This is a genomic window from Rhodovarius lipocyclicus, assembly GCF_009900765.1.
In the GTDB taxonomy this organism is placed as follows: domain Bacteria; phylum Pseudomonadota; class Alphaproteobacteria; order Acetobacterales; family Acetobacteraceae; genus Rhodovarius; species Rhodovarius lipocyclicus.
Map to the genome: position 1 here is coordinate 1 of NZ_JAAABL010000035.1, position 24,374 is coordinate 24,374.

Annotated in this window: 27 protein-coding genes and 1 pseudogene; 19 read left to right on the forward strand and 9 right to left on the reverse strand. The window is 70.7% G+C overall.

Translation table 11 applies throughout. From position 1 onward, the window contains the following. Positions 1-124 precede the first annotated feature (124 nt). A complete protein-coding gene (locus GT007_RS17445; RefSeq protein WP_160122939.1) occupies positions 125-994 on the reverse strand; it encodes a LysR substrate-binding domain-containing protein in 870 nt (289 codons plus the stop codon). A 280-nt stretch (positions 995-1,274) separates the two neighbouring features. Here GT007_RS17445 and GT007_RS17450 point away from each other — a divergent pair, with 280 nt between their 5' ends. The 5 genes and pseudogenes from GT007_RS17450 to GT007_RS17465 all read left to right on the forward strand — a co-directional run bounded on the left by GT007_RS17450 (position 1,275) and on the right by GT007_RS17465 (position 4,182). Beyond that, positions 1,275-1,427 carry a DUF1127 domain-containing protein gene (locus GT007_RS17450; protein WP_160122940.1) on the forward strand — a complete coding sequence of 51 codons (153 nt, stop codon included), beginning with the start codon at positions 1,275-1,277 and terminating at the stop codon, positions 1,425-1,427. An 88-nt stretch (positions 1,428-1,515) separates the two neighbouring features. Further along, positions 1,516-2,748, forward strand: coding sequence for an ABC transporter substrate-binding protein (locus GT007_RS17455; RefSeq protein WP_160122941.1), 1,233 nt, complete (start codon positions 1,516-1,518; stop codon positions 2,746-2,748). A 105-nt stretch (positions 2,749-2,853) separates the two neighbouring features. Next, entirely contained in the window at positions 2,854-3,663 is an 810-nt protein-coding gene (gene map / locus GT007_RS17460; protein WP_160122942.1) for a type I methionyl aminopeptidase, read from the forward strand. A 48-nt stretch (positions 3,664-3,711) separates the two neighbouring features. After that, positions 3,712-3,837, forward strand: a pseudogene (locus GT007_RS22970) (helix-turn-helix domain-containing protein); the annotation flags it as partial. Next, the gene (locus tag GT007_RS17465) at positions 3,838-4,182 is read left to right on the forward strand and encodes a TetR-like C-terminal domain-containing protein (RefSeq protein WP_160122943.1); all 345 of its coding nucleotides are present in this window, start codon (positions 3,838-3,840) and stop codon (positions 4,180-4,182) included. Here the strand turns inward: GT007_RS17465 and GT007_RS17470 are convergent. Next, positions 4,172-5,167 carry a LacI family DNA-binding transcriptional regulator gene (locus GT007_RS17470; protein ID WP_201451968.1) on the reverse strand — a complete coding sequence of 332 codons (996 nt, stop codon included), beginning with the start codon at positions 5,165-5,167 and terminating at the stop codon, positions 4,172-4,174. The two genes, GT007_RS17465 and GT007_RS17470, sit on opposite strands and share 11 nt — an antisense overlap. A gap of 86 nt (positions 5,168-5,253) precedes the next feature. Between GT007_RS17470 and GT007_RS22840 the strand changes: the two genes are divergently transcribed. Then, a complete protein-coding gene (locus tag GT007_RS22840; RefSeq protein WP_160122945.1) occupies positions 5,254-6,480 on the forward strand; it encodes an MFS transporter in 1,227 nt (408 codons plus the stop codon). Between the two features lie 65 nt (positions 6,481-6,545). Continuing rightward, a complete protein-coding gene (locus GT007_RS17480) occupies positions 6,546-7,442 on the forward strand; it encodes an NAD(P)-dependent oxidoreductase (RefSeq protein ID WP_160122946.1) in 897 nt (298 codons plus the stop codon). Between the two features lie 181 nt (positions 7,443-7,623). On the opposite strand, the gene GT007_RS17485 is transcribed toward GT007_RS17480, so the two are convergent. The 4 genes from GT007_RS17485 to GT007_RS17500 form a co-directional block, all read right to left on the reverse strand. Further along, on the reverse strand, positions 7,624-8,757 hold the full coding sequence (locus GT007_RS17485; protein ID WP_160122947.1) for an NADH:flavin oxidoreductase/NADH oxidase: 1,134 nt from the start codon (positions 8,755-8,757) through the stop codon (positions 7,624-7,626). 10 nt (positions 8,758-8,767) lie between these two features. Beyond that, positions 8,768-9,553: a RadC family protein gene (gene radC, locus GT007_RS17490; protein WP_160122948.1), complete on the reverse strand. Its 786-nt coding sequence runs from the start codon at positions 9,551-9,553 to the stop codon at positions 8,768-8,770. 63 nt (positions 9,554-9,616) lie between these two features. Continuing rightward, positions 9,617-10,015, reverse strand: a complete 399-nt coding sequence (locus GT007_RS17495) for a DUF2306 domain-containing protein (RefSeq protein WP_160122949.1) — start codon at positions 10,013-10,015, stop codon at positions 9,617-9,619. 80 nt (positions 10,016-10,095) lie between these two features. Then, entirely contained in the window at positions 10,096-10,668 is a 573-nt protein-coding gene (locus GT007_RS17500; protein ID WP_160122950.1) for a DUF1013 domain-containing protein, read from the reverse strand. Positions 10,669-10,849: 181 nt separating this feature from the next. On the opposite strand from GT007_RS17500, the gene GT007_RS17505 reads away from it, so the two are divergent. Continuing rightward, entirely contained in the window at positions 10,850-11,035 is a 186-nt protein-coding gene (locus GT007_RS17505; protein ID WP_160122951.1) for a DUF1192 domain-containing protein, read from the forward strand. Here the strand turns inward: GT007_RS17505 and epmA are convergent. Further along, entirely contained in the window at positions 11,032-12,057 is a 1,026-nt protein-coding gene (epmA, locus tag GT007_RS17510; protein WP_160122952.1) for an EF-P lysine aminoacylase EpmA, read from the reverse strand. The genes GT007_RS17505 and epmA overlap by 4 nt on opposite strands. 37 nt (positions 12,058-12,094) lie before the next feature. On the opposite strand from epmA, the gene GT007_RS17515 reads away from it, so the two are divergent. The 3 genes from GT007_RS17515 to GT007_RS17525 all read left to right on the forward strand — a co-directional run bounded on the left by GT007_RS17515 (position 12,095) and on the right by GT007_RS17525 (position 15,280). Beyond that, positions 12,095-13,060: a lysine-2,3-aminomutase-like protein gene (locus tag GT007_RS17515; RefSeq protein ID WP_160122953.1), complete on the forward strand. Its 966-nt coding sequence runs from the start codon at positions 12,095-12,097 to the stop codon at positions 13,058-13,060. A 361-nt stretch (positions 13,061-13,421) separates the two neighbouring features. Beyond that, entirely contained in the window at positions 13,422-14,114 is a 693-nt protein-coding gene (locus GT007_RS17520; RefSeq protein WP_160122954.1) for an ABC transporter ATP-binding protein, read from the forward strand. Continuing rightward, a complete protein-coding gene (locus GT007_RS17525; protein ID WP_160122955.1) occupies positions 14,108-15,280 on the forward strand; it encodes an ABC transporter permease in 1,173 nt (390 codons plus the stop codon). The genes GT007_RS17520 and GT007_RS17525 overlap by 7 nt, the downstream gene beginning before the upstream one ends. On the opposite strand, the gene GT007_RS17530 is transcribed toward GT007_RS17525, so the two are convergent. Further along, positions 15,234-15,494 (reverse strand): hypothetical protein, encoded by a 261-nt coding sequence (locus tag GT007_RS17530; RefSeq protein ID WP_160122956.1) that lies wholly within the window; start codon positions 15,492-15,494, stop codon positions 15,234-15,236. The two genes, GT007_RS17525 and GT007_RS17530, sit on opposite strands and share 47 nt — an antisense overlap. Positions 15,495-15,589: 95 nt before the next feature. Between GT007_RS17530 and GT007_RS17535 the strand changes: the two genes are divergently transcribed. The 4 genes from GT007_RS17535 to GT007_RS17550 all read left to right on the forward strand — a co-directional run bounded on the left by GT007_RS17535 (position 15,590) and on the right by GT007_RS17550 (position 20,199). After that, a complete protein-coding gene (locus GT007_RS17535) occupies positions 15,590-17,068 on the forward strand; it encodes a TolC family protein (RefSeq protein ID WP_160122957.1) in 1,479 nt (492 codons plus the stop codon). Further along, complete coding sequence (locus tag GT007_RS17540) at positions 17,041-18,822, forward strand: HlyD family efflux transporter periplasmic adaptor subunit (RefSeq protein ID WP_160122958.1); 1,782 nt, start codon at positions 17,041-17,043, stop codon at positions 18,820-18,822. The genes GT007_RS17535 and GT007_RS17540 overlap by 28 nt, the downstream gene beginning before the upstream one ends. After that, complete coding sequence (locus GT007_RS17545; protein ID WP_160122959.1) at positions 18,819-19,778, forward strand: LysR substrate-binding domain-containing protein; 960 nt, start codon at positions 18,819-18,821, stop codon at positions 19,776-19,778. Before GT007_RS17540 ends, GT007_RS17545 begins: the two co-directional genes overlap by 4 nt. 76 nt (positions 19,779-19,854) lie before the next feature. Then, a complete protein-coding gene (locus tag GT007_RS17550; RefSeq protein WP_160122960.1) occupies positions 19,855-20,199 on the forward strand; it encodes a hypothetical protein in 345 nt (114 codons plus the stop codon). A 1-nt stretch (position 20,200) separates the two neighbouring features. On the opposite strand, the gene GT007_RS17555 is transcribed toward GT007_RS17550, so the two are convergent. Next, entirely contained in the window at positions 20,201-20,404 is a 204-nt protein-coding gene (locus GT007_RS17555; protein WP_160122961.1) for a hypothetical protein, read from the reverse strand. A gap of 146 nt (positions 20,405-20,550) precedes the next feature. Between GT007_RS17555 and GT007_RS17560 the strand changes: the two genes are divergently transcribed. The 4 genes from GT007_RS17560 to GT007_RS17575 all read left to right on the forward strand — a co-directional run bounded on the left by GT007_RS17560 (position 20,551) and on the right by GT007_RS17575 (position 24,366). After that, positions 20,551-21,399: a transporter substrate-binding domain-containing protein gene (locus GT007_RS17560; protein ID WP_160122962.1), complete on the forward strand. Its 849-nt coding sequence runs from the start codon at positions 20,551-20,553 to the stop codon at positions 21,397-21,399. 39 nt (positions 21,400-21,438) lie between these two features. Then, positions 21,439-22,119 (forward strand): amino acid ABC transporter permease, encoded by a 681-nt coding sequence (locus GT007_RS17565; RefSeq protein ID WP_160122963.1) that lies wholly within the window; start codon positions 21,439-21,441, stop codon positions 22,117-22,119. Further along, positions 22,107-22,796, forward strand: coding sequence for an amino acid ABC transporter permease (locus GT007_RS17570; RefSeq protein ID WP_236571732.1), 690 nt, complete (start codon positions 22,107-22,109; stop codon positions 22,794-22,796). Before GT007_RS17565 ends, GT007_RS17570 begins: the two co-directional genes overlap by 13 nt. A 400-nt stretch (positions 22,797-23,196) precedes the next feature. Continuing rightward, complete coding sequence (locus GT007_RS17575) at positions 23,197-24,366, forward strand: ABC transporter substrate-binding protein (protein ID WP_160122964.1); 1,170 nt, start codon at positions 23,197-23,199, stop codon at positions 24,364-24,366. The last annotated feature ends 8 nt before the right edge of the window (positions 24,367-24,374 follow it).

The window sequence follows — 24,374 nt, forward strand, 5'->3', positions numbered from 1 at the left end:
TCAAGGTCAACATAGCTGAACAAGGAACCAGCCACCGCGTCGCTGCCGCGCATTCTCACCCCGTCCGACTGCGCCAACAGCGAATCATGGACGGGAAATTCGGGCTACGAATTTCATCAGCCTGCTAAGCCGCCAGGCTGGCCGCCAGCCAATCCGTGAACAGGCGGCCGTCGGTCTGGCGGCTCAGGCCCGGGCGGCTGACCAGCCAATAGGCCGTGCCCGCCCCCATCTCAGGCCCCACCGCCACCAGCGTGCCGCGCGCCAGGTCGTCATCGGCGACCGGCAGCCGCGCCAGCGCCACGCCCAGCCCGGCGGCGGCCGCATCCAGCGCCATATGCGTCATGTCGAAACCCAACCCGCGTGAGGGATCGGGGGCCGGCATGCCATGCCAGCCCGCCCAGGCATCCCAGCCGGTGTCGGTGGCGGTGTCATGGATGGCGGGCAGCCGGCCCAGCAGCTCCGGCAATGGGGTGGAGGCGTAGCGGGGCGCCGCCACCGGCACCACCCGCTCATCGGCCAGGTGGCGCCATTCGCCGGGGCCGCTGGGCGCCTGGGCCAGCCGGATGGCGGCATCGAAGCGGCCATCGCCCGGCGTCACCCATTCGCGCTCCGTGCTGATGCGCAGGGCCAGGCCCGGATGGTGGCGGCGCAGCGCGGACAGGCGCGGCATCAGCCAGCGCGTGGCGAAGCTGGGCGAGACCGAGATGGAGATGCCCGCCGCCTTCGCCCCCTTCAGCCGCCCCATGGCGCGGGAAATGCCCTCGAACGCCGCCGTCGCCTCCAGCAGCAGGTTCTCCCCGGCCGGGGTCAGGGTCAGGCCGCGCGGGTCGCGGCGGAACAGGGCCACACCCAGCACATCCTCCAGCGTGCGCACGGCATGGCTGACGGCGCTGGGGGTGACGCCCAGCTCGGCGGCGGCGGCGGTGAAGCCGCCCAGGCGGCCCGCGGCCTCGAACAGGCGCAGCGGGGCCAGGGGTGGCAGGGTGTGTGACATGGCTCTCTCCGGCCCCGATGGCAGCAAAGGATGGCGCCGTTGCGCCACGAGAATGTCAGCATGACTGTCACGTTACTGACGCGGGGCTGCGCCATGAGTCCCCCTCATGCCGCATGACCAGCCCTTGCTGTTGCGGTGCGGCACGAAACGTCAGGCTCCCGCCCTCCTGTAACCGGAAGGCAAACGCCATGACCCATCGCATCACCCCCACCCGCATCCGCCTGCCCCCGCACCGCAATCCGGCCCCGCGCCGCGCCCCCGGCCAAGGGAGCGGAGGACCATGAAGGCCGCGCTGTCCTGGCTGCTGGATGCCTATGAGCGCTGGCGGGATCGCCGCCTGCTGGAGGAGATGACGGAGCGCGACCTGCGCGACATGGGCCTGACGCGCCAGCAAGTCCGGCGCGAGGCGGAAAAGCCGTTCTGGCGCGTCTGACCGGCCCACCGGTTGGGCCAACGCTTGCATGGATGCCGCGCGGCTGCCACGCTGCGCGGCATTGCCAAACCCGCAAAGGGAAACGTCCATGAGCCTTTTCACCCGACGCGCCGCCATGGGCGGCGCCGCCGGCGTCTTCGCCACATCCGCCACCCCGGGCCGCGCCCAGAATCAGGTCATCAAGATCGGCGTGCTGGCCGATTTCTCGGGGCCCTACCGCTCCACTTCCGGTCCCACCAGCCTGGCCGCCGCCCAGCAGGCGGTGGAGGATATGGGCCTGGCCGCCCGCGGCATCCGCGTGGAGGTGCTGCAGGGCGACCACCAGAACCGCCCCGATGCCGCCCTCGCCCTCGCCCGGCGCTGGATCGACCAGGACGGCGTGGACATGATCTGCGAAACCAACAACTCCGCCGTGGCACTCGCGGTGGCGAACCTGGTGAAGGAGAAGGACAAGCTCCAGCTCTCCTCCGGCGCGGCGAGTTCGGCGCTGACGGGCGCGCAGTGCAGCACCCACACCGTCCACTGGACCTATGATACCTGGATGTTCGCCAATGTGGTGGGCGGCGCCACGGTGCGGGCGGGCGGCGACAGCTGGTACTTCCTGACCGCCGACTATGCCTTCGGCCACCAGCTGGAACGCGACACCAGCAGCTTCGTGCAGCGCGCGGGCGGGCGGGTGCTGGGCACGGCGCGCTTCCCCTTCCCCGGCACCTCCGACTTCTCCTCCTTCCTGCTGCAGGCCCAGGCCAGCCGCGCGAAGGTGGTGGGCCTGGGCATGGCCGCCGCCGATACCGTGACCTGCGTGAAGCAGGCCCATGAATTCGGCCTGACCCGGCGCGGCCAGAAGCTGGCCGGCATGATCATGTTCGTGCAGGACGTGCGCGGCATCGGGCTGGAGGCCGCCCAGGGCATGCTGCTGTCCGAGGTCTTCTACCACGACCTGAACGACCGCACCCGGGGCCTCGCGCAACGCATCTTCCGCCGCACCCCCGACAACATGCCCAGCCAGGAACACGCCGGCACCTATTCCTGCGTGGTGCACTACCTCAAGGCCGTGGAGCAGGTGGGCGTGGCGCAGGCCAAATCCAGCGGCATGGCGGTGCTGGAGGTGATGAAGCGCATGCCCACCGACGACGACGCCTTCGGCCCGGGCCGCATCCGCGAGGACAACCGCAAGATCCACCCCGCCTACCTGTTCGAGGTGAAGTCGCCGGCCGAAAGCCGGGGGCCGTGGGATTTCTACAAGCTGGTCTCGACCGTCGGCACCGAGGAAGCGTTCCGCCCGATCGCCGAGGGCGGCTGCCCGCTGATCCGGGCCTGATAGGTGCTCCGGGGGCCCTGCCCCCGGACACCGCCATGCCAGCCCTGCCGCCAAAGCGCATCACGCCGCTTGCACCCGCGCCCCGCCGGACGCATTTTTGCGGCCATGGACAGAAGCGCAGGCGAATCCCGCCGCATCCCCCTTCACGCGCCCCAGGATTTCGAGGGCATGCGCCGCGCCGGCCAGCTGGCCGCGGAATGCCTCGACATGATCGGCCCGCATGTGCGCCCCGGCGTGACCACCGGCCATCTGGACGACCTGATCCTGGAATTCATCCTGGCCAAGGGCGCGACCTCCGCCACCATCGGCTATCGCGGCTACACCAAGGCCAGCTGCATCAGCATCAACCATGTGGTCTGCCACGGCATCCCGGGCGACCGCGTGCTGATGGACGGCGACATCCTGAACATCGACGTCACCGTCATCCTGGATGGCTGGTTCGGCGACACCAGCCGCATGTACACGGCCGGCCACGTCAGCACCAAGGCGCAGCGCCTGATGGACGTGACCTATGAATGCCTGATGCGTGGCATCGCCGCCGTGAAGCCCGGCGCCACGCTGGGCGATGTGGGCCACGCCATCCAGAGCTATGCCGAGAGCTTCCGCTTCTCGGTGGTGCGGGATTTCTGCGGCCATGGCATCGGGCGCACCTTCCATGCCTCGCCCAACGTGCTGCATTTCGGCCGCCCCGGTGAGGGCGTGGTGCTGAAGCCCGGCATGTTCTTCACCATCGAGCCGATGATCAATGCCGGCCGCCCGGAGGTGAAGGTGCTGGACGATGGCTGGACCGCCGTGACGCGCGACCGCAGCCTGTCGGCGCAGTTCGAGCACATGATCGGCGTGACCGAGACGGGGTGCGAGGTCTTCACCTACTCCCCCGCCGGCTATCACAAGCCCCCCTATACGTGGCGCTGAGCGATCGCCCGCGCGGCCTATCATCACGGTGACCTGCGCCGCGCCCTGCTGGACGCGGCGCGCCGGCTGACGGCCGAACAGGGCCCGGGCGCCTTCAGCCTGCTGGATGCCGCCCGCGCCTGCGGGGTCTCGGCCTCCGCCCCCTACAAGCATTTCGAGAGCCGGGCCGCGCTGATGGCCGAACTCGCGGCCGAAGGCTATGCCGCGCTGGGCGAGCGCCTGTCCGCCGCGCGGGATTTCCAGGCGATGGGCCAGGCCTATCTGGCCTTCGCGCGGGAGGAACCGGGCTGGTACGCGGCCATGTTCCAGCCCGGCAGCCTGGCCAGCGGCGCCCCCGCAGGGCATGGCGGCTTCGCCCGGCTGATGGCCCATATGCCCGAGGGCCAGCAGCGCACCGCCGCCGTCGCGGTGTGGGCGCTGTCGCATGGGCTGGCCTCGCTGGAACGCGCCGGCGCGCTGGGCGCGGAACAGGCGGAGGCGGTGCTGTGCACTGCAGTGCCCAGGATGACTAAGGGATAGCCCGGCAGGATTGCCGCACCACCAGCGTGGTCGGCAGTTTCAGCGCGCGCCCGGTGTCCGGCGCCTCGCCACGCATGCGTTCCAGCAGCATGGTGGCGGCGTGGCGGCCCATCTCGGCCAGATCCCACGCGATAGCGGTCACGGGCGGGGCATACAGTTCCGCCAGTTCCGAATCGCTGCCCGAGACCAGCGACACGTCCTCCCCCACCCGCAGGCCCAGCGCCCGCAGCGCGCGCAGGCAGCCGCCCAGCATGTCCATCGCCGCCACGAAGATGGCGGTGGGCGGTTCCGCCAGGCTCATCAGCGCCATCGTCTCCCGGAAGGCATCCTCGGAGGTCAGCACGCGGTCGCGCAACAGATGCGCGTCGGGCACGGCCGGCGCCAGGGCGCGGCGGAACCCCTCCACCCTGCTGCGAGAGGGCGCGGCCTTGGTATCGCCCACCAGCAGGGCGATGCGGCGGTGACCCAGTTGCAGCAGGTGGCGCGTGGCGGCCTCCGCCCCCGCGGCGTGGTCGGCCGTGACCCGGTCCAGCTCCGGCAGGTGGTCGCGGTCGATCAGCAGCACGGGCATGGGGGCGGCATGCAGCGCGTCGATCACGCCCGGGTGGCTCTCGTCGCTGATGGTGGTCATCACCCCATCCACCCGGCGCGCGGCGCAGGCGCGCAGCAGCGCCATCTCCACCTCCGGGCTGTTGGTGGTGCTGGACAGCAGCAGGGTGTAGCCGGCCTCCCGCAGCACGCGCTCGGCTTCCTTGATGAACAGCGCGAAGCGGGGGATGTCGAAGTCGCGGATGGCGCAGGCCACCAGGTGGGTGCTGCCGCCGCGCATGCTCTGGGCCACGCTGTCGCGCTCATAGCCCATCTCGGCGATGGCGGCGCGCACGCGGCTACGCACCGGCTCCGTCACGGTCGGATGGTCGTTGAGCACGCGAGAGACGGTGCCCACGGCCACCCCGGCCGCGCGCGCCACATCGCGGATCTTCACCCGTTCCGGCAAACTCGCCTCCCACCCCATTCCGGCGCCTATTCTGACGATTGACGTGGCGCCGGTGAAACGTTTCATATCAAACGATGACTTCTGCTGGAAGCGGTACCGTTACAATTCACCAGACAGGCTTCGGCCGGGTGGCGCTGCTGGGGGCGATCGCCTTCGTCAGCGCGATGGGGGCCACCATCGTCTTCCCGCTGGGGCCTTTCGTGGCGCGGGACCTGGGCGTGCCGCTGGAATGGGCGGCGCTGACCAGCAGCGTGTTCACCGCCTCGGCCGGGGTGGGTGGGCTGATCGGGGCGCTGTTCCTGTCGCGGTTCAGCAGGCGGGCGTCGCTGGTGGGCTCGCTCGGCGGGCTGGGGCTGTTCATGCTGGCCACCGGCGCCGCGCCGGATTTCGTGACCATGCTGGGGGCGCGGGTGCTGGCCGGGCTGTGCGCCGGGCCGCTGATGGCCGCCGTGCTGACCATCATCGTGGATGCGGTGCCGGAGGAACGGCGCAACCGCGCGGTCAGCACCGTCACCGGCTCCTACGGGCTGGCGCTGGTGCTGGGGCTGCCTTTCGCGCTGTTCCTCAGCGGCCATCTGGGCGGGTGGCGCACGCCCTTCCTGGCGCTGGGCGCGGGGTGCCTGGCGCTGGTGCCGCCGGCCTGGCGCATGCTGGCGCCGCCGCCGGGCAGCCAGCCCGCCATCCTGCCGCGCGTGACGCCGCAGGCCCTGCTGCGCCTGCTGCTGCGCCCCGAAAGCCTGACCGGGCTGGGGCTGATCGCGGGCGCGTCCTTCGCCACGCTGCTGATCTCACCCAATATCAGCGCCTTCGCGCTGGGCAATGCCGGCGTCAGTGAGAGCGGGCTGCGGCTGATCTTCCTGATCGGCGGCGGCCTGGCCCTGCTGACCACCCGGCTGACCGGCTGGGCGATGGACCGCATCGGCCCCCTGCCCGCTTCCCTGTGCGTGGGCACCGCGATCACGCTGGTGATCGGCGCGGCCTTCCTGGCGCGGCTGCCGCAGGCGCTGGTGGTGCCGGTGCTGGGCATGGTGCTGGCGGTGCAACTGGCACGCAGCACCGTGGCGCAGGGCAGCGCGACCCGCGTGGCCAGCCCCGCCGAGCGCATCACCTATCAATGCCTGGTGGCGGCCTGCACCAGCCTGGCCCAGGCGCTGGGCGCGGGCTTCTCGACGCTGGTCCTGCGGGAGGCCCCGGGCGGCGGGCTGTGGGGCATGGAATGGCTGGCGCTGCTGAGCATCCTGGTGGCCTGGACGGCGCCGGTGCTGGTGGTGGTGCTGGGGCGCGTGCTGCCGGCGCGCTGATCGCGCTTGCGCGGCCTGATGAACCGGTTCACCATTCCCGCTCCCCACCGGAGAGGCCCCCAGCCATGACCACCCCCGTGATCGGTTTCGTGGGTTTCGGAGAGGCCGCGCAATGCTTCGCCGCCCATCTGGCCACCCAGGGCCAGCCGCCCATGCCGGTGTACTGTGACGGCCCCACCAACCACCCGCCCTACAGCGACGCCTTCCGCGCCAAGGCCGCCAGCCTGGGCGCGGAACCCATGGACAGCCTGCGGGCGCTGATGGCCCGGGCGGATATCGTGTTCTCCGCCGTGGTGGTCGCCACGGCGGCCCAGGTGGGCCAGGCTATCGCCGCCCTGGCCCGGCCGGGCATGCTGGTGGTGGACATCAATGCCTCCACCCCGCGCGCCAAGCTGGCGGTGGCACAGGCCGTCACGGCGCGCGGCGCGGCCTTCGTGGATGCGAACCTGATGGGCGCGGTCAGCCTGTATGGCGCCCGCGTGCCGCTCTATGCCTCCGGCGACGGCATGGCGCGCTTCCTGCGGGTCTTCACCCCGCTCGGCTTCACCATCGAGGATGCGGGCCCCCTGCCCGGCACCGCCGCCGCCGTGAAGCTGCTGCGCAGCGTCGTCACCAAAGGCATCGAGGCGCTGGTGATGGAGGCCCTGACCGCCGCCACCCTGGCCGGCGTGCGCCCGGAGGCGCTGCGCGGTATCTGCGAGCCGATGGACGCCACCAGTTTCAGCGGCTTCCTGGACATGTGCGTGCGCACCGACGTGCTGCACGCCGAACGCCGCGCCGTGGAGATGGAGGGCGTGGCCGATGGCCTGCGGGAGATGGGGGTGGAGCCCCTGATGACCACGGCCACCGCCGCGCGGCTACGGGCCTCGGCGGCGCTGGGGCTGCGGGGGGAATTCGCGGCGCGGAAGGGCTATGACGCCGCCCAGGTGCTGGATGCCTATGCGGCCGCGATGCGGGGCTGACGCCCCGCCTCAGAAGAAAGCATAGGCCAGCACCAGCGCCATCACCGCCAGAGCGGCCAGCAGGTGCAGACGGCGGTTCTGGGCGGGGTGATCGTGTTCCATGCCCAGCAGCTACACCGGGCCGCCGGGCACGACCAATTGATGGCCTGAATGGCGCCGATAGGCGAAGGGCCCCGCGCCCTCACACCATGGGCGCCGCCCGTTCGTATTGCGGCACCCAGGCGCCGGCCACATGCAGGGCGGCCGCGGCCTTCAGCGGCCAATGCGGGTCCGCCATCAGCTTGCGGCCCATGATGATCAGGTCCGCGCGGCCATTGGCCAGGATCTCCTCGGCCAGGTCGGGGGTGTTGATCATGCCCACGGCGCCGGTGGCGATCCCCGCCTCGCGGCGGATGCGCTCGGCGAAGGGCACCTGGTAGCCGGGCGAGGGGCGGATCTTCTGGCGCGGGTCTGCGCCGCCGCTGCTGGCGTCGATCAGGTCCACATCGCCGGTCGCGGCCAGCATGCGGCAGACCTCGACCGTCTCATCGGCGCTGAGCCCGCCCTCCACCCAATCGGTGCAGGAGAGGCGGACGAACAGCGGCAGGTGCTTCGGCCATTCGGCGCGGACGGCGGCCACCACCTCCAGCAGGAAGCGGGCGCGGTTTTCCAGGCTGCCGCCGTATTCGTCCTCGCGCTCATTCACCAGGGGTGAGAGGAACTGGTGCAGCAGGTAGCCATGGGCGCCGTGCAGCTCCGCGATCTGGAAGCCGGCCTGCAGGGCCAGCCGGGCGGAATGGGCGAAATCGGCCGTGACGCGCGCGATATCGGCCTTGGTCATCGCCTGGGGGGTGGGATAGGCCTGGGTGAAGGGCCGGGCGGAGGGGCCGAATGTCTGCCAGCCGCCCTGCTCCGGGCTCAGCGGGCCGCCGCCCTCCCACGGGCGCGCGACGGAGGCCTTGCGCCCGGCATGGGAGATCTGGATGGCGGGCGTGGCGCCATGGGCCACGATGAAATCGACGACGCGGGCCAGGGCGTCGCGCTGGGCCGCGTTCCACAGGCCCAGGCAATGCGGGGTGATCCGGCCCTCGGGCGAGACATGGGTGGCCTCGGTGCAGATGATGCCGGCGCCGCCGATGGCGCGCGCGCCCAGATGCACCAGGTGCCAGTCATTGGCCACGCCATCGGTCGCGGAATACTCGCACAGCGGCGCCAGCATGATGCGGTTGCGCGCCGTGACGCCACGCAGGGTCAGCGGGCGGAACAGGAAGGGGTCGTTGGAAGGGCGCTGGACGCGACGGGCGTCCTCGCCGGAATTGGGGTTGGCTGCGTTCATGCCCCCAGAGTTACATCAGACCTTCGCGCCGGAAAGAGAGCACGGTGCCCCGGCCGACGATCACATGGTCATGCAGCGCGATGCCCAGCGCGTCGGCGGCGTTGCGCACATCCGCGGTCATCTCGATGTCGGCGCGGCTGGGGGTGGGGTCGCCCGAGGGGTGATTGTGCACCAGAATCAAGGCGGTGGCGTTCAGTTCCAGCGCGCGCTTCACCACTTCGCGCGGATAGACCGGGGTGTGGTTCACGGTGCCGCGCGCCTGGGCCTCATCGGCGATCAGGCGGTTCTTGCTGTCCAGGAAGATCACGCGGAACTGTTCGATGGGCTCGCGCGCCAGCTCGGCGGTCAGGTGGTCCATCAGGCGCTGCCAGTTGTTCAGCACCTGCATCTGCTTCACCCCGGCGGTGGACAGGCGCAGCGCCGCGCCATGCACCAGCTTCAGCGCGGCGGCCCCGGCCTCGCCCAGCCCCTCGACCTGGCGCAGGGCCTCCACCGGGGCCGCGATGGCGGAGGGATAGTCGCCGAATCGCGCCAGCAGGGCGCGCGCGATGGGCTTGGTGTCGCGGCGCGGCAGGGCCAGAAACAGCACCATCTCCAGCATCTCATGGTCCAGCAGCGCGTCTGGGCCAGCGGTCAGCAGGCGCTGGCGCATGCGGGCGCGGTGGCCGAGATGGCCCGGGGGCGGCTCGGCCTCCGGGACGGAGAACAGGGCCTCCGTCTCCAGCGCCAATTGGCCAGAGGCATCCGCGAAACCGGGGCCTGGCTCGTGTCTGGCGGGTCTGGCGTGACGGGTCATGGCGCTTCCAGCGGTTTTGGCGGGCCGCGCCATCACAACCTATGCAAGAAAATGAAGCAAGTCTTACCCGCCGAAGACCACCTGATGCATGATCCGCCCGGGCAGCAGGGTGAAGGCGCCGGTCACGATCAGCGCGAAGACGAACAGCCCCACCATGGCGCGCGCATGCGTCCGCGCCCTGCCCTGCCCCACCCTGGCCCGGCGGATATGCAGCACCGCGATGGGCAGCTGCGCCAGCACCAGCACCGATAGGATATGGATCCAGGAAAACCCGCCATGGGTGCGCACGCCGAAGCTGCTGAGGGCGACCAGCGCCATCAGCCCCACCCAGGCCCAGCCGCGCGCACGGTGGGACAGGCCGTATTTCGGGGCGGCGAGCTGCCAGGCGCCCAGCAACAGCGCGGCCATGGCGCCGAAGGCATGGATCTGGACGAGGGGGGAGGCGGAGAGGAGGGGCTGCATCAATGTATAAGTGAATTACATTCACTCATCGGTCAAGAAAAAAACCGGCGTCCTCGCGGGCGCCGGCCTGGTGGGGTGGCTTACGCCTCCTCCTCGCCATCCGGCACGGGGGCCGGGGGCGGGATGGCGCCGGGCTTCTCGCCCGCTTCCAGCAGCGCGTTGTTCAACTGCTGCTGCGTGCACAGGCCCAGGATCACGGGGTCACGCGGCTTGATGTTCGCGCTGTTCCAGTGGGTCTTGTCGCGCACCTTCTGGATGGTGTCCTTGGTGGTGCCCAGCAGCTTACCCAGCTGGGTGTCGGACAGCTGCGGGTAATGGCGCAGCAGCCACACGATGCCGTCCGGGCGGTCGTTGCGCTTGGACACCGGGGTGTAGCGCGCGCCCTTCCCCTTCGGCTTCGGCAGCTCGATCGAGGGGCGGGACATCACCAGACGCCGGTTCGAGTCCTTCTCGCAGCGCTCGATTTCCTCGCGCGTCAGCTGACCGGAGGCGACGGGGTCGAAGCCCACAATGCCCTGCGCCACCTCGCCATCGGCAATGGCCTGGACTTCCAGCGGGTGCATGCCCACGAAATCCGCCACCTGCTCAAAGGTCAGAGAGGTCTTCTCGATCAGCCACACCGCGGTGGCTTTCGGCATCAACACTTGAGCCATTGGGAACCGATCCATCCTGAGCGGCGCGCCGGACGCCGCGCAGGAAATCTGCGGCCCGTGCCGGCACGCGGGAACACGGGGGGAGGCGAAGACTTCGCCACCGCTGCGCACGCTATACTCATGGTTGCGCCCGTGGTCAAAGCCAGGCGACCGTGGAATCTCGGACCGGGAGACAATATTCATGGAAGACGAACCTCGCCAGAAGCCCGACGCCCCGCTGGCCCCCAGGACCTACGATGGCTGGTCGATGGCGGATTTCGAGCAGCACCTGGCGGCGCTGAAGGCCGAAATCACCCGCGCGGAGGCCGCCATGATCGCCCGCAAGGGCTCGCTGGCCGCCGCCGCCGCCTTCTTCAAGACGCCCTAACCGCTCCAGGGCAGCCACTGCACGTCGCCGATGCGCGGCGCGCCGCTGACCAGCATCGCCAGCCGGTCGAACCCCATGGCGATGCCAGAGGTCGGCGGCATGCCGTGCTCCAGCGCGGCCAGGAAATCCTCATCCACCGGCCAGGCGGCGGCGGGGCCGTGCTGGCGCTCGCGCTCGGCCATGTCGGCCACCAGGCGCCGGCGCTGCTCGGCGGGGTCGGTCAGTTCCTCGAAGGCATTGGCCAGTTCCAGCCCGTCCACATACAGCTCGAACCGCAACGCCGCGCGCGGGTCCGCCGCGTCACGCCGGGCGAGCGCCGCCTGCGGCGCGGGCCAATGCGTCAGGAAGGTGGGGTGCGCGCCCAGGGCCGGGTCGATCCGCTCCAGCAACAGGCGGAAGAAGGCGCTCTCCCAATCCTCGTCCGCCGGGCCCGGCAGGCCGCGCGCCCGGGCGGCTTCGATCAACGCCACCGCGTCCCCGCTGCCATCCGGGCGGATGGTGGCCAGGATATCCAGCCCATCGACATGCCGCGCGAAAGCCTCGGCCATCGTCAGCCGCGCAAAGGGCGCCGCCGGGCAGCCGGGCCAGACGGCGCGCAGGAAGGCCTCCGTCTCCTCCATCAGCCCCGCCATCGGGGCGCCGGGCCGGTACCATTCCAGCATGGTGAATTCGGGGGCATGGCGGTCGCTCGCCTCTCCATTGCGCCACACCCGCGCCAGCTCGAACACCGGCCCCGCCCCGCCGGCCAGCAGCCGCTTGATCGCCAGCTCCGGGCTGGTGCGCAGGAACAGCCGCCGCTCCCGCCCCTGGCCCAGATGCGGGATGTAGCGGCTCTCGAAGGCCATCAGATGCACCTCCGCCCCCGGGCTCGGCACCAGGGCGGGCGTTTCCACCTCCATATAGCCGCGGCCGTGGAAGAAGGCCCGCGTGGCCATGCTCAGCGCCGCCCGCGCGCGCAAAAACGGCAGCCGCGCGGCCAGGCGCTCGGGGTGCCAATCGGGGGATGTCTTCGGGTTCGCCATTGCCCCCAGCGCTTAGCGCGAGTAACGCCCCCACACCATGTCCCGCACCCTGCGCACGCCCGATGACCTGCTGGCCCAGGGCCTCGTCAGCCCCGAGGCCCTGCCCGATCTGCACGCGCTCTCGGCCCGCTACGCCATCTCCGTCACCCCCGCCGTGCAGGCGCGCATCGCCACCCCCGATGACCCGGTCGCCCGCCAGTACATCCCCAGCGCCGCCGAACTGACCACCCACCCCCACGAGCTGGACGACCCCACCGCCGACGCGCCCTTCACCCCCATCAAGGGCGTCGTCCGCCGCTATCCGGACCGCGCCCTGCTGAAGCCGCTGCTCGCCTGCCCGGTCTATTGCCGCTTCTGCTTCCGCCGCGAACATGTCGGCCCCGATGGCGGCCTGCTGACCGAGGCGGAACTCGAAGCCGCCCTGGCCTGGTTCGCCGAAAACACCGACATCCGCGAGGCCATCCTCACAGGCGGCGACCCGCTCATGCTCTCGCCCCGCCGCCTGGGCCACATGCTCGACCGGCTGGAAGCCCTGCCCCATATCGAGCTGCTGCGCATCCACACCCGCGTGCCCGTGGCCGACCCCGCGCGCCTGAACCCGGCCATGCTCGCCACGCTGCGGCGCGACAAACCCCTCTACCTCTGCGTCCACGCCAACCACGCCCAGGAATTCGGCCTCGAAGCCACCACGGCCCTGCGCGCCCTCTCGGACCAGGGCGTGACCCTGCTCGGCCAGTCCGTCCTGCTCGCCAGGGTCAACGACAGCGTGGAAGCCCTGGAAACCCTGTTCCGCACCATGCTGCGCCACCGCATCAAACCCTACTACCTGCACGCGCTGGACCCCGCCCCCGGCACCGCCCACTTCGCCGTGCCCGACGACCAAGCCCTCACCCTGCTGCGCGACCTGCGGCCCCGCATCACCGGCCTCGCCTGGCCCAACTTCGTGCGCGAAAGCCCCCAAGGCGCCGGCAAGAAACCCCTGGGCCCGGCCTGGACCCTGTGACGCGGCGGGACGTGTGAGGGGGTGCTGAGCGGGGAGGTGGTCTACGAGAGGGCTCTGCCCTCTCGTGCTCTCCCGCCCAAAGCCGCGGGGCGAAGCCCCGCACCCCGGGGAGCCGAAAGGCCCCTGGACCCCATCAGTTTAGTTTGGAAGTTGGGAGAGGGGGCGCGACTGGCCTCCCAGCCCGAAGCGCGCTTGGAGCCCCCTCTCTCAACTTCCAAATAATTGGGTTCCAAGGGCCTTTCGGCCTTTGGTGGGGGGAGCGCGAGGGGGGCAAAGCCCCTCTCGCACGCCGCCTTCCCCGCCCAGTGCCTCCCTCACGCGCCCCGTTGCGGCACTGGGGGCCGGGCCCTACCCTGGTGTCATGCTGGAGCTTGAGGCGATTTCGCGCAGTTTCCGGGTGGGCCCGGCGGAGACGCAGGTGCTGAGGGGCATTTCGTTGACGCTGGCGGCGGGCGAGATGGCCTCGATCATGGGTGGTTCGGGCTCCGGCAAGACGACGCTGATGAACATCATCGGCTTGCTGGACCGGCCGAGCGAGGGGGCGTACCGGATCAGGGGCGAGGATGTCCTGGCGGCCCGGCCGGATGCGTTGTCGGGCCTGCGGAACCGGCTGATCGGGTTCGTGTTCCAGTCCTATCTGTTGCTGCCGCGGCTGAATGCCTGGCGGAATGTGGCGTTGCCGTTGATGTATCGCGGCGTGGCGGAGGGTGAGGCCCGGCGCCGCGCGTGCGAGATGCTGGAGCGGGTGGGCCTGTCCCACCGCACGGAGCATTTCCCGCCGCAGTTGTCGGGCGGGCAACGGCAGCGGGTGGCGATCGCCAGGGCCCTGGTGGGCGAGCCGGCGGTGCTGCTGGCCGATGAGCCCACGGGTGCGCTGGACCCCACGACGAGCCAGGAGATCATGGATCTGTTCCTGGAGATGAATGCCGCGCTGGGCGTGCTGGTGCTGATCATCACCCATGACCCGGGCGTAGCGGCGCAATGCCGCCGGCGGCTGGTGCTGGAGGGCGGGGCCCTGGCGCATGACAGCGCGCGGGTGCCGGCGCCATGCTGAAACAGGTGATGCTGGAGGCGGTGGGCAATCTGCTGGCCTCGCGCCAGCGCTCGATTCTGGCGCTGGTGGGCATCATGGTGGGGGCGGGCGCGGTGATCGCCATGCTGGCCGTGGGCGGCATCGCGCGGAATGAGACGCTGCGCCAGTTCCGCCAGATGGGCACCGACACCCTGCTGCTGCGCGCCGAGAGCGCGAACGGCCTCGGCACCCTGCCCCAGGCGGTGCTGGAGGAATTGCCGCGGACCCTGCCGGAGGTGCGCCAGATCGCACCTTTCATCCTGGGCGGCGGCAATGCGGGGCATGAGGGGCAGGTGCGCTCCGGCACCTTCCTGGGCGTGACGGAGCAGTTCGCGGCGGTGGCGCGGCTCACCCTGGCGGAGGGGCGGTTCCTGAGCCGGCATGACCGGTTCGAACCCTTCGTGGTGCTGGGCGCGGGCATGGCGCGGGAGTTGTCCACCCCCTATGCCCGGGTGCGGGTGGGCTCGCAGATCCGGGTGGGGCGGTATGTGTTCACCGTGATCGGCGTGCTGGCCGAAAGCCTGCAAAGCCCGATGATGCCGGCCGACGCCAACCAGGCGCTGTTCTTCTCGCTGGCCAATGCGCGGCGGGTGATATCCTCGCCGCAATTGTCCTGGGCGGTGGCGCGGCTGGCGCCGGAGGCCGATGCCGACGCCGCGGCCGAGCGCATCCGCGCGGCCCTCGCCCCCGCGATGCGCGAGCAGTCGGTGCAGGTGCAGAGCGCGCGGGCGCTGATCGCGGGCATGCAGGGGCAGATGCGGCTGTTCACCCTGCTGCTGGGGGCGGTGGGCAGCATCGCGCTGGTGCTGGGCGGGGTGGGGGTGATGAACATCATGCTCGTCTCCATCCAGGAACGCCGGCGGGAGATCGGGCTGCGGCTGGCGATCGGCGCGCGGCGGCGCGATATCAGCACCCTGTTCCTGGCCGAGGCCGCGACCCTGTCGGTGCTGGGCGGCGTGCTGGGCATCGGGCTGGGGGTGGCGGGGGCGCTGGCCTTCGCGCGGATGTCCGGCTGGGCCTTCTCCCTGTCGCCGGAGGCGATCCCGGTCGGCGCCGGGGTGTCGGTGGCGGTGGGGGTGTTCTTCGGCTTCTACCCGGCGGTCATGGCGTCGCGCCTCGATCCGATCGTGGCGTTGCGGACGGAATAGCGGGGGCCGTCTCGCTGACGGGCGGCATGGCGATGGCTGGCCCGCCGGTCAGGCGCACCACCTCCAGCCCCGGGGCCGGCAGGGGGGCGCCGGCGGCCAGCGAGGCGGGCTCCGGCATGGTGGCGCTGCCCACCGGGGCGCGCAGCTCGGCGGGCGTGCCGCATCCCGCCAGGATGGCACAGCAGACGGAAATCAGCGCGATAGAGCGGGACATGCCGCGACGATAGGCCATCGGCGCTTGTGCGGCCACGCTTGCTGATGACAATGGGAAACAGGCCTGGGAACGGAATTGTGAAGCACTGGCGTGTCATGACCGCGGGAACGCTGGCGGCGCTGCTGATGGCGGCACCCCCCGCCATGGCGCAGCAGCGCCGGGGGGAGCGTGCCGCCCCCACCGCTTCCGCCGCCCCGCGCTCCGCCATCCCCGCCGGCCATGTGCCGCTGACGCTGGTGGAGGCCGTCTATCTGGGCCTGCGGGACAACCGGGCCATCCGCAGCGAGTTCCAGCAGCGCATCGCCGACCGGTTCTCCCTGCGCGTGGCCGAGCGCGCCTTCACCCCCCGGCTGGATGTGGGGATCAACACCAGCTACGCCCGCACGGCGGGTGTCACCAGCCGCGCCACCACCGTGGGCCCGGTCGTGACCTGGGATGTGCCGACCGGCGCGCGCTTCACCTTCGGCTGGGCGAACAACAATGTCTCGACCCGGGGGCAGCCCGACAGCAGCTTCTCCCAGCTCTCCTTCCAGGTGGTGCAGCCGCTGCTGGCGGGGGGCGGCATCGACTACGCCATGGCGCCCATCCGCATCGCCCGCATCCAGGAACGCAACAACCAGCTGCGCCTGAAGGGCAGCGTGATCGACCAGATCACCGGCATCATCCAGGCCTATCGCGCGCTGGTGCAGGGCCAGGAACAGCTGCGCATCGCCGATGAGGCGCTGCTGCGCGCCCGCGAATTGCTGGAGGTGAACCGCGCCCTGATCGCGGCCGGCCGCCTGGCGCAGGTGGAGCTGGTGCAGTCCGAGGCCGCGATCGCCCAGCAGGAACTCGGCGTTGTCTCCGCCCGCAACGGGCGGGAGAGCGCGCGCCTGGCGCTGCTGACGCTGATGGGCGTGGACCAGTCGAGCCGTGTCTGGGCGGTGGAACGCCCGGCCGCCCCCAGCGTGGAGGTCACGACCGAACGCGCCCTGGCCGTGGCGCTCGATCAGCAACCGAGCTTCCTGCAATCCCTGCTGGCGATCGAGATCGGGCGCATCAACCTCGATGTCGCGCGCAACCAGCGGCTGTGGGATGTCTCGCTGCTGGCGGGCGCCGGGCCCCAGGCCAGCCGCGCGGGCTATCTGGACACGGTGGCGGCGCTCGGCCGGGTGCGGTCGGATTTCAATGTGGGGCTGGTGGTGAACATCCCCATCGGCACCCTGACGCGCGAACAGGCGGAGGTGAACGCCACCATCGCCCTGCGCCAGAGCCAGATCGCCGCCGACGCCGCCCGCGCCCGGGTGCGCCAGCAGGTGGAGGACGCGGCGCGCGGCGTGGAGGCCCAGCGCCGCCAGGCCGAACTCGCCCGCCGCGCCCGCGAACTGGCCCGGCAGCAATTGCAGGCGGAGCTGATCAAGCTGCAGGCCGGGCGGTCCTCCAACTTCCAGGTGGTGTCGTTCCAGACCTCGCTGCAACAGGCCGAGAGCCAGGAACTCTCGGCCGTCATCGCCTATCAGAACGCGCTCACTTCGCTCGATCAGGTGCTCGGCACCACGCTGGAGACATGGCAGATCAGCCTCAACCGGAACTGACCGCCGCCACCGAGAGGCAGGCGCTGGACCACGCGACGCTGGAGGGCCTGGCGGACGGGGTGCTGACGGTCAGCGCCGATGGGCGCATCCGCACCCTGAACCCGGCCGGCGCGCGGCTGCTGGGGCTGGAACCCGCCGAGGCCATCGGCGCCAGCCTGCACGCGCTGCTGCCCGAGGATGGCAGCGGCGATGCTTTCCTGGATGCCGTGCTGGCCCCCGTGGCCGGCGAGGCCGAGGCGGGCGGCAGCGTGGCCTATGGCGCGCGGCGGCTGGCGGTGCGCAGCCGCGCCCACCGGCTGACCCAGGGCCCCGATGCCGGCCGGCTGGTGCTGACCGCCAGCTTCACCGACGTGACGGAGCTGGAACGCCTGGCCCAGGCCGAGCAGGCCCTGGCCGCCCAGCTGCGCGAGCAGAACGCCCAACTGCAAACCGCCTTCCGGGAGTTGGAGGCGGCCCATGAGCAGATGCGCACCACCGGCCGGCGCATCCAGATGGCCCGCACGGTGGCCACCGGCGGCGTGTTCCTGCTGTTCCTGGCCGCCGGGCTCTATGCCTGGAAGAACACGGGGGTGGACCTGTTCCCGTCCTCCGGCCCGGCGATGATGGCCGACAGCGTGGTGGTGGCGCCGCGCCCCGTCACCTCCCGCATCGCGGTGGTCGGCGCGCTGGATGCCGGGCAGTTGGTGAATGTGGTGGGGCCCTTCGACGGGCTCGTGCGCAGCCGCAGCTTCCGCTACGGCGGCGCGGTGCAGCGCGGCGAGCCCCTGCTGGTGCTGGACACCGGCGAGACCGAAGTGCGCCTGCGCGAGGCCCGCAGCGCCGAGATCCGTGCCCGCCAGCGGGTGGAGGAGCTGCGCGGCTGGGCCAATGGCTTCGAGGCCGCGCGCGCCCGCCGCGCGCTGGCCGCCGCGGAAATGGAGGCGGGCGACCTGCGCACCCGGGTGGGCCAATCGGCCACGCTGCTGGCGCGCGGCATCATCCCCGCCGAGGAACACCGCAACCTGGTGCAGCAGCAGCGCAACCAGCTGTTGCAGATGCAGGCCGCGCGGCAGGACCTCGATTCCACCCTGGCCCGGGGCGACAGCGAACATCTGCGCATCGCCGAATTCGAACTGGCCAATGCCGAGACCAAGGTGCGGGAGCTGGAGCAGGATATCGCCCAGGCCGCCGTCTCGGCCCCGGTCTCCGGCGTCGTGCTGCTGCCGCCGGACCCGCCGGGCGGCGGCCGGCCGCAGACGGTGGAGGTCGGCAGCCGGGTGCAGCGCGGCCAGACCGTGTTCACCATCGGCGACCTGGAAACCTTCCAGGTGCGCGCCATGGTCGATGAGATCGACGTGACCAAGCTGCGCCTGGACCAGCCGGTGGAGGTCACGGGCGATGCCTTCAGCGAACTCACCCTGCGCGGCCGGGTGGCCAGCATCGCGGCCCAGGCCTCCTCCGAGGGCGGCAGCCGCTCCGGCCTGCCGAGCTTCGCGGTGACGGTGGTGATCGAGGGCATCACCCCCGAGCAGCGGCCGCGCCTGGCGGTGGGCATGTCCGCCAACCTGTCCATCATCACCCACGACAACCCCGCCGCGATCGTACTGCCCGCCGAGGCGGTGCAGGAGGGCCCGGCGGGGCGTTTCGTGCGCCTGCGCCAGGGCGGCGCGGTGCGGGAGGTGCCGGTGACCATCGGCATCGCCACCCCCGACGGGATCGAGGTGCGCGGCGCCCTCAACCCCGGCGACATTGTACTTCTGGGAGTTGGACGATGAACGTCTCCGGCCTGTCGCTGCGTGACCTGGAATATGTGGTCGCGGTGGCGGAAAACCTACATTTCGGCCGCGCGGCCCAGGCGTGCTCGGTCAGCCAGCCCACCCTGTCGGCACAAATACGCAAGCTGGAGGACTGGCTCGGCTTCGATATCTTCGAGCGCGCGCCCCGCCAGGTGCTGCTGACCGAACGCGGCCAGCAGGTGGTCTCCCAGGCACGGATCATCCTGGGCGAGAGCCGGCGGCTGCTGGAACTGGCCCAGGCCGGAGGCGAGCCGCTGTCGGGCAATTTCCGCCTGGGGGTGATCTCCACCCTCGGCCCCTATCTGCTGCCGCTGCTGCTGAAGCCGCTGCGCGATGCCTACCCCAAGCTGCGGCTGCTGATCACGGAGGGGCTGACCTGGCAGCTGCTGACCCAGCTGGAACAGGGGCAGCTGGATGCCGTGCTGGCCTCCGGCCCTGTCAAGGATTCGGACCTGACGGAGCTGCCGGTCTTCTTCGAGACCTTCGTGCTGGCCGTGCCGCGCGACCACGCGCTGGCCACGGTGGACAGGGTCACGCTGGCCGACATCCATGCCCAGGAGCTGATCCTGCTGAATGACGGGCATTGCCTGCGCGACCAGGTGCTGGGCATCTGCCCCGCCCGCGACCGCGGCACCCGCCCGGGCGACGTGCTGCAGGCCTCGAGCCTGGAGACCCTGCGCCAGATGGTGGGGGCCAGCATCGGCTGCTCGCTGATGCCGCGCCTGGCGGTGGCGGTGGGCGCGCTGCTGGATGACATGGTGGCCTATCGCCGCCTGCAGGGCGGCGAGGAGCCGGGCCGCACCCTGTCACTGTATCACCGCCCCAGCTTCGGCCGCATCCGCGACGTGCGCCTGCTGCGGGAGGCGATGCGCGACGCGCTGGGCCCCACGGGGCTGGTGCGGCTGCTGGGTGCCTCGATCCGTGCCACAGGCTGAGAGCGGTCATGTTGCGGCGCGTAATTCTGTGCCGGGGGCATTCGACAGGCGCCGCGCCACCACCTATGATCGCATGATGATCCGTGCCGTTCTCGCCCTGACGCTCCCTGTCGCCCTGGCCGCCTGCGCCGGGCCGAATTTCGCGGCCTCCGGCGGCAGCGGCGATGTGGGCAGCACCAACCGCGACCGCAGCGCCTATCTGGCCAGCTGCCGGGAGCAAGCGAATCGGGTGCTGGAACGCCAGGACCGCGGCCAGCTGATGCGTGAGGACGAGCGCGGCGTGCGCGTGGGCACGGATGCCGCGGCATCGGGCATGCGCAGCCAGATCGACCAGCTGGGCCGGCAGTTCCGCCGCGACCAGCTGGCTGCCGAATGCGCCCGCCAGGGCGCGCCGACCGTGCCGGACCGCGCGGCCCGCTAACTCAATACAGGCTGTGCTGGTCGCGGCCGCGTTCCAGCAGCCGCAGCCCCAGCACCAGGGCCAGCCCCGCGCCCGCCGCCGTCAGGGCGGCATAGAGCGGCGCGATCCGGCCGGGGGTCAGCCCGTCCGTCATCAGCACCGCCACCACCATCAGGATCAAGGCCAGGCCCGTGCCCACCAGGGCCAGGCCAATGCGCTGCAACATGGCAATCTTCCTTTCGCCCTGCACCATGGCTGGGCGAGGCGGCAGGAAGCCGCCGAGGAAAAGGCCATTTCATGGCATTGCGCCACGGCCCCCCTTCCCCGATCATCGGCGTCTGACTTTCGGTTCTTGCCCGGGGAATGCCACACATGAAACGCCTGCTGCTGGCGGCCGCCCTTTCGGCCCTGCCCTTCCTTTCGCCCCCCGTCCAGGCGCAGACGGCCCAGCCGCCGCTGCGCTGCGCGGTGGACGGCACCTTCGCCCCCCACGCCTTCCCCGCCCTGTCGGGCGGCGTGCAGGGCTTCCAGATCGACCTGTTCCGCGAAGTCGCGCGCCGCATGGGCCGTGAGCTGGTGGTGGACAGCGCGAATTTCGCGGGGCTGATCCCGGCGATGAACGCCGGGCGCTACGATTTCCTCTGCGCCCCCGTGACCGTCACGCGCGAACGCGCGGAACAGCTGCTGTTCACCGAGGGCTATCTGTGGACGGAGCTGCAATTCGGTATCCGCCGCGGCAGCCAGCCCATCCGCACCGAGGAAGACCTGCGCGGCGCCACCGTCTCGGTCAACAAGGGCACGCCCTACGAGAACTGGGTGAACGCGAACCGCGAGCGCCTGAACCTGACGCCGCTGGTGTTCGACAGCCAGGCCGACGCGGCCCAGGCCGTGATCCAGGGCCGGGCGCGCGCCAACCTCGCGGGGAACACCGTGGTGCGCTACACCGCCAGCCGCAGCCCGCAATATGTGGCCGACTACGTGCTGCCGGGCACCCGCCTGCATTGGGGCAGCCCCTTCCCGCGTGAAGCCACCGCCCTGCGCCGCCAGGTGGAGGATGTGCTGGTCTGCATGAAGCGCGACGGCACGGTGGCCCGCCTTTCCGAACGCTGGTTCGGCAACCGCCCCGGCCCCGATCAGGCCGAGGTGATCGAGTTCCCGGGCTATGGCCCGCCGGACATGCCGGGCTATGATCCCACCCCGCAGAACCCGACCTGCGGCTGAGAATAGAAGGGCGCCGGAAACGGCGCCCTGTTCATTTGCATGACCAACCTCGACCGTTTCCTCGATAATTTCTTCAATGCCCGGATCGCGGCGCAATGGGCGCCCAAGATCCTGGACGGCATGGGCGTGACCGTGCTGCTGGCCATCGCCGTGATCGTGGCGGGGCTGGCGGCGGGGCTCGGCCTCGCGGTGCTGCGCGCCATGGGCGTGCGGGTGCTGAACTGGGCCATCATCTTCATCGTCGACCTGTTCCGCGCCCTGCCGCCGCTGGTCGTGATCGTGCTGATCTTCTTCGGCCTGCCCGCCATCGACATCCAGCTGGACGGGTTCTGGGCGGCCTGGCTCGCCCTCTCCCTCATCCTCGCGGCCTTCGCCGAGGAAGTGTTCTGGGCCGGCATCACCTCCGTGCCCAAGGGCCAGTGGGAGGCATCGCGCTCCCTCGGCCTCGGCTTCCTCGTCACCTTCTTCCTGGTGGTGCTGCCCCAGGCCATCCGCATGGTGGTGCCGCCGCTGGTCAACCGCACCATCGCCATCACCAAGGGCACCGCACTCGCCTCCGTCGTCGCGGTGCCGGAGATTTTGGGCGCGGCGCAATCGGCCGTCTCGCATTCCTTCAACGCGACGCCGCTGACGATGGCGGCCGCGGCCTATCTCGCGCTGTTCATTCCCGTGGTGCTCGCCGGCCGCTGGATCGAAACGCGCTTCGCGTGGAAACGCTGACCATGCAGGATTTCATCGACGGCTTCTTCTCGCTGGAGATCCTGCGCGAAGCCTCCCCCATCCTGATCCAGGGGCTGCTCCAGACGCTGCTGCTCTCGGCCATGGTGGTGCCGATCGGCATCGCGGGGGGCATCATCCTCGGCATCGCCTCCACCATCCGCAACCCTTGGCTGCGGCTGCCCATCGCGGCCTGGGTGGACCTGTTCCGCGCCCTGCCGCCGCTGGTGCTGCTGGTCTTCGTCTATGCCGGCCTGCCCTTCGCGGGGCTGGAGGTGAATGCCTGGCAGGCGGTGGCGATCGGCTTCTTCCTCAACACCGGGGCCTATTACGGCGAGATCATCCGCGCCGGCATCGAAAGCGTGCCGGCCGGCCAGGCGGAGGCCGCCCGCGCCCTCGGCCTGTCGCGCTACCACACCATGCGGCTGGTGGTGCTGCCGCAGGCCATCCGCAACGTGCTGCCGGACCTCGTCTCCAACACGCTGGAGGTGGTGAAGCTGACCTCCATCGCCAGCGTGGTGGCCCTGCCGGAACTGCTGTTCCAGGCACGGCAGGCGCAGAGCGTGACCTATAACGCGACCCCCATCATGGCGGCGGCGGTGGCCTATTTCATCCTGCTGTGGCCGCTGGTGCGGGTGCTGTCGCGGTTGGAGAACAAGCAGATGGCGGGGAAGCGGTAGCGAAAAGGCCAGGGGGCGCCGCCCCCTGGACCCCCGCCAGGAGCCGAAAGGCCCCTGGCCCCCAGGAGTTTGGTGCTGGTCCTGCCAAGGTGGTTCTGCTTGATTTTTATGATGAAAATGGCAACGGGCCTATCAAGGTGAGGCGCCAAACGGTTGGGGTCCAGGGGCCTTTCGGCTCCTGGCGGGAGAGCGCGAGAGGGCAGAGCCCTCTCGTTCCGCCTGCCTGCCCACGGCGATCTGCCTCAAATACGGCAATTTGCCCCCAGGAATGCAGTCACCCGCCCCCTGCCCCGGCCTGCCCGCTTGAGGGAAGCCGCCGGACCTTGTTTCATGTCTCGACGTCCATCATGGGCCATGACTAGAATATTTTAGGCTTCAATCATTCCGGGAGAGTGAACCGATGCAAAGGCGTGGATTCCTGGCGGCTTCGGCCGGCCTGACCTCGGTGCTGGCGGCGCCGGCTTATGCGCAGGGCGCGCCGGTCAAGATCGGCATGATCACCACTCTCTCGGGCCCCGGCGGCTATCTGGGCGCCGATATCCGCGATGCCTTCCAGCTGGCGGTGGAGCAGGAGCAGGGCAAGCTCGGCGGCATCAATGTGCAGGTGCTGGTCGAGGATGACGCGCTGCGCCCGGGCCAGGGCAAGTCCATCGCCGAGCGCTTCCTGCGCAATGAACGCATCCGCCTGATGACCGGCGTGGTGTTCAGCAACGTGCTGGGCACGGTGGCGCCGGACGTGCTGGATGCGGACGGCATCTATGTCTCGCCCAACGCGGCGCCCAGCAATTTCGCGGGGCGGGAGTGCCACCGCAACTACTACACCATGGCCTGGCAGAACGACACGCTGCACGAGACGGCGGGCGTGCTGGCCAACACGCTGGGCTACAAGCGCATGTTCATCCTGGCGCCGAACTACCAGGCGGGCCGCGACGCGCTGACCGGCTTCAAGCGCAAGTTCGGCGGCGAGGTGGTGCAGGAGGTCTATACCCGCCTGGACCAGACCGACTACGCGGCCGAACTCGCGCAGATCCGCGCCGCCCGGCCGGATGCGGTGTTCCAGTTCCACCCGGGGGGGCTGGGCATCGGCTTCCTGCGGCAATACGCCCAGGCCGGGCTGCTGAGCACCATCCCGCAATGCGTGCCCAACCCCTCGATGGACAGCACGACGCTGGCCGCCGTGGGCGACGCGGCGGAGGGGGTGAACCTGACCAGCCACTGGAACAGCGATTTCCAGAACCCCGCGAGCCAGGCCTTCGTCGCGGCCTTCCGCGCCAAGTACAACCGGCTGCCCACCTATTACGCGCAGCAGGGCTATGACACGGCGCTGGCGATCGGCGCCGCGCTGCGCCAGACGCGCGGCAGCATCGACCCCGCGGCCTTCCGCACCGCGATGCTGAAGGCGGATTTCGTCTCGACGCGCGGCAAGTTCGCCTTCGGCCCCAACCAGCACCCGGTGCAGGATTGGTACGCGCTGAAGGTGGAGCGGGTGGCCGGCACGCTGGCGCTCGTCACCAAATCCAAGATCCTGGAGAATGAGGGCGACAGCTACGCCGCCCAGTGCCGCCTGTAAGACCCCGG

Excerpts from the sequence above, each read along its gene's own strand:
- GT007_RS17520 (WP_160122954.1), top strand. The coding sequence starts at position 13,422 with ATGCTGGAGCTTGAGGCGATTTCGCGCAGTTTCCGGGTGGGCCCGGCG.
- GT007_RS17495 (WP_160122949.1), bottom strand. The coding sequence starts at position 10,015 with ATGCAGCCCCTCCTCTCCGCCTCCCCCCTCGTCCAGATCCATGCCTTC.
- GT007_RS17485 (WP_160122947.1), bottom strand. The coding sequence starts at position 8,757 with ATGAACGCAGCCAACCCCAATTCCGGCGAGGACGCCCGTCGCGTCCAG.
- epmA (WP_160122952.1), bottom strand. The coding sequence starts at position 12,057 with ATGGCGAACCCGAAGACATCCCCCGATTGGCACCCCGAGCGCCTGGCC.
- GT007_RS17540 (WP_160122958.1), top strand. The coding sequence starts at position 17,041 with ATGGCAGATCAGCCTCAACCGGAACTGACCGCCGCCACCGAGAGGCAG.
- GT007_RS17455 (WP_160122941.1), top strand. The coding sequence starts at position 1,516 with ATGAGCCTTTTCACCCGACGCGCCGCCATGGGCGGCGCCGCCGGCGTC.
- GT007_RS17550 (WP_160122960.1), top strand. The coding sequence starts at position 19,855 with ATGATCCGTGCCGTTCTCGCCCTGACGCTCCCTGTCGCCCTGGCCGCC.
- map (WP_160122942.1), top strand. The coding sequence starts at position 2,854 with ATGGACAGAAGCGCAGGCGAATCCCGCCGCATCCCCCTTCACGCGCCC.
- GT007_RS17560 (WP_160122962.1), top strand. The coding sequence starts at position 20,551 with ATGAAACGCCTGCTGCTGGCGGCCGCCCTTTCGGCCCTGCCCTTCCTT.
- GT007_RS17565 (WP_160122963.1), top strand. The coding sequence starts at position 21,439 with ATGACCAACCTCGACCGTTTCCTCGATAATTTCTTCAATGCCCGGATC.
- GT007_RS22840 (WP_160122945.1), top strand. The coding sequence starts at position 5,254 with ATGACTTCTGCTGGAAGCGGTACCGTTACAATTCACCAGACAGGCTTC.
- GT007_RS17500 (WP_160122950.1), bottom strand. The coding sequence starts at position 10,668 with ATGGCTCAAGTGTTGATGCCGAAAGCCACCGCGGTGTGGCTGATCGAG.
- radC (WP_160122948.1), bottom strand. The coding sequence starts at position 9,553 with ATGACCCGTCACGCCAGACCCGCCAGACACGAGCCAGGCCCCGGTTTC.
- GT007_RS17465 (WP_160122943.1), top strand. The coding sequence starts at position 3,838 with ATGGCCGAACTCGCGGCCGAAGGCTATGCCGCGCTGGGCGAGCGCCTG.
- GT007_RS17525 (WP_160122955.1), top strand. The coding sequence starts at position 14,108 with ATGCTGAAACAGGTGATGCTGGAGGCGGTGGGCAATCTGCTGGCCTCG.
- GT007_RS17515 (WP_160122953.1), top strand. The coding sequence starts at position 12,095 with ATGTCCCGCACCCTGCGCACGCCCGATGACCTGCTGGCCCAGGGCCTC.
- GT007_RS17530 (WP_160122956.1), bottom strand. The coding sequence starts at position 15,494 with ATGTCCCGCTCTATCGCGCTGATTTCCGTCTGCTGTGCCATCCTGGCG.
- GT007_RS17480 (WP_160122946.1), top strand. The coding sequence starts at position 6,546 with ATGACCACCCCCGTGATCGGTTTCGTGGGTTTCGGAGAGGCCGCGCAA.
- GT007_RS17505 (WP_160122951.1), top strand. The coding sequence starts at position 10,850 with ATGGAAGACGAACCTCGCCAGAAGCCCGACGCCCCGCTGGCCCCCAGG.
- GT007_RS17555 (WP_160122961.1), bottom strand. The coding sequence starts at position 20,404 with ATGTTGCAGCGCATTGGCCTGGCCCTGGTGGGCACGGGCCTGGCCTTG.
- GT007_RS17535 (WP_160122957.1), top strand. The coding sequence starts at position 15,590 with ATGACCGCGGGAACGCTGGCGGCGCTGCTGATGGCGGCACCCCCCGCC.
- GT007_RS17545 (WP_160122959.1), top strand. The coding sequence starts at position 18,819 with ATGAACGTCTCCGGCCTGTCGCTGCGTGACCTGGAATATGTGGTCGCG.
- GT007_RS17450 (WP_160122940.1), top strand. The coding sequence starts at position 1,275 with ATGAAGGCCGCGCTGTCCTGGCTGCTGGATGCCTATGAGCGCTGGCGG.
- GT007_RS17445 (WP_160122939.1), bottom strand. The coding sequence starts at position 994 with ATGTCACACACCCTGCCACCCCTGGCCCCGCTGCGCCTGTTCGAGGCC.
- GT007_RS17575 (WP_160122964.1), top strand. The coding sequence starts at position 23,197 with ATGCAAAGGCGTGGATTCCTGGCGGCTTCGGCCGGCCTGACCTCGGTG.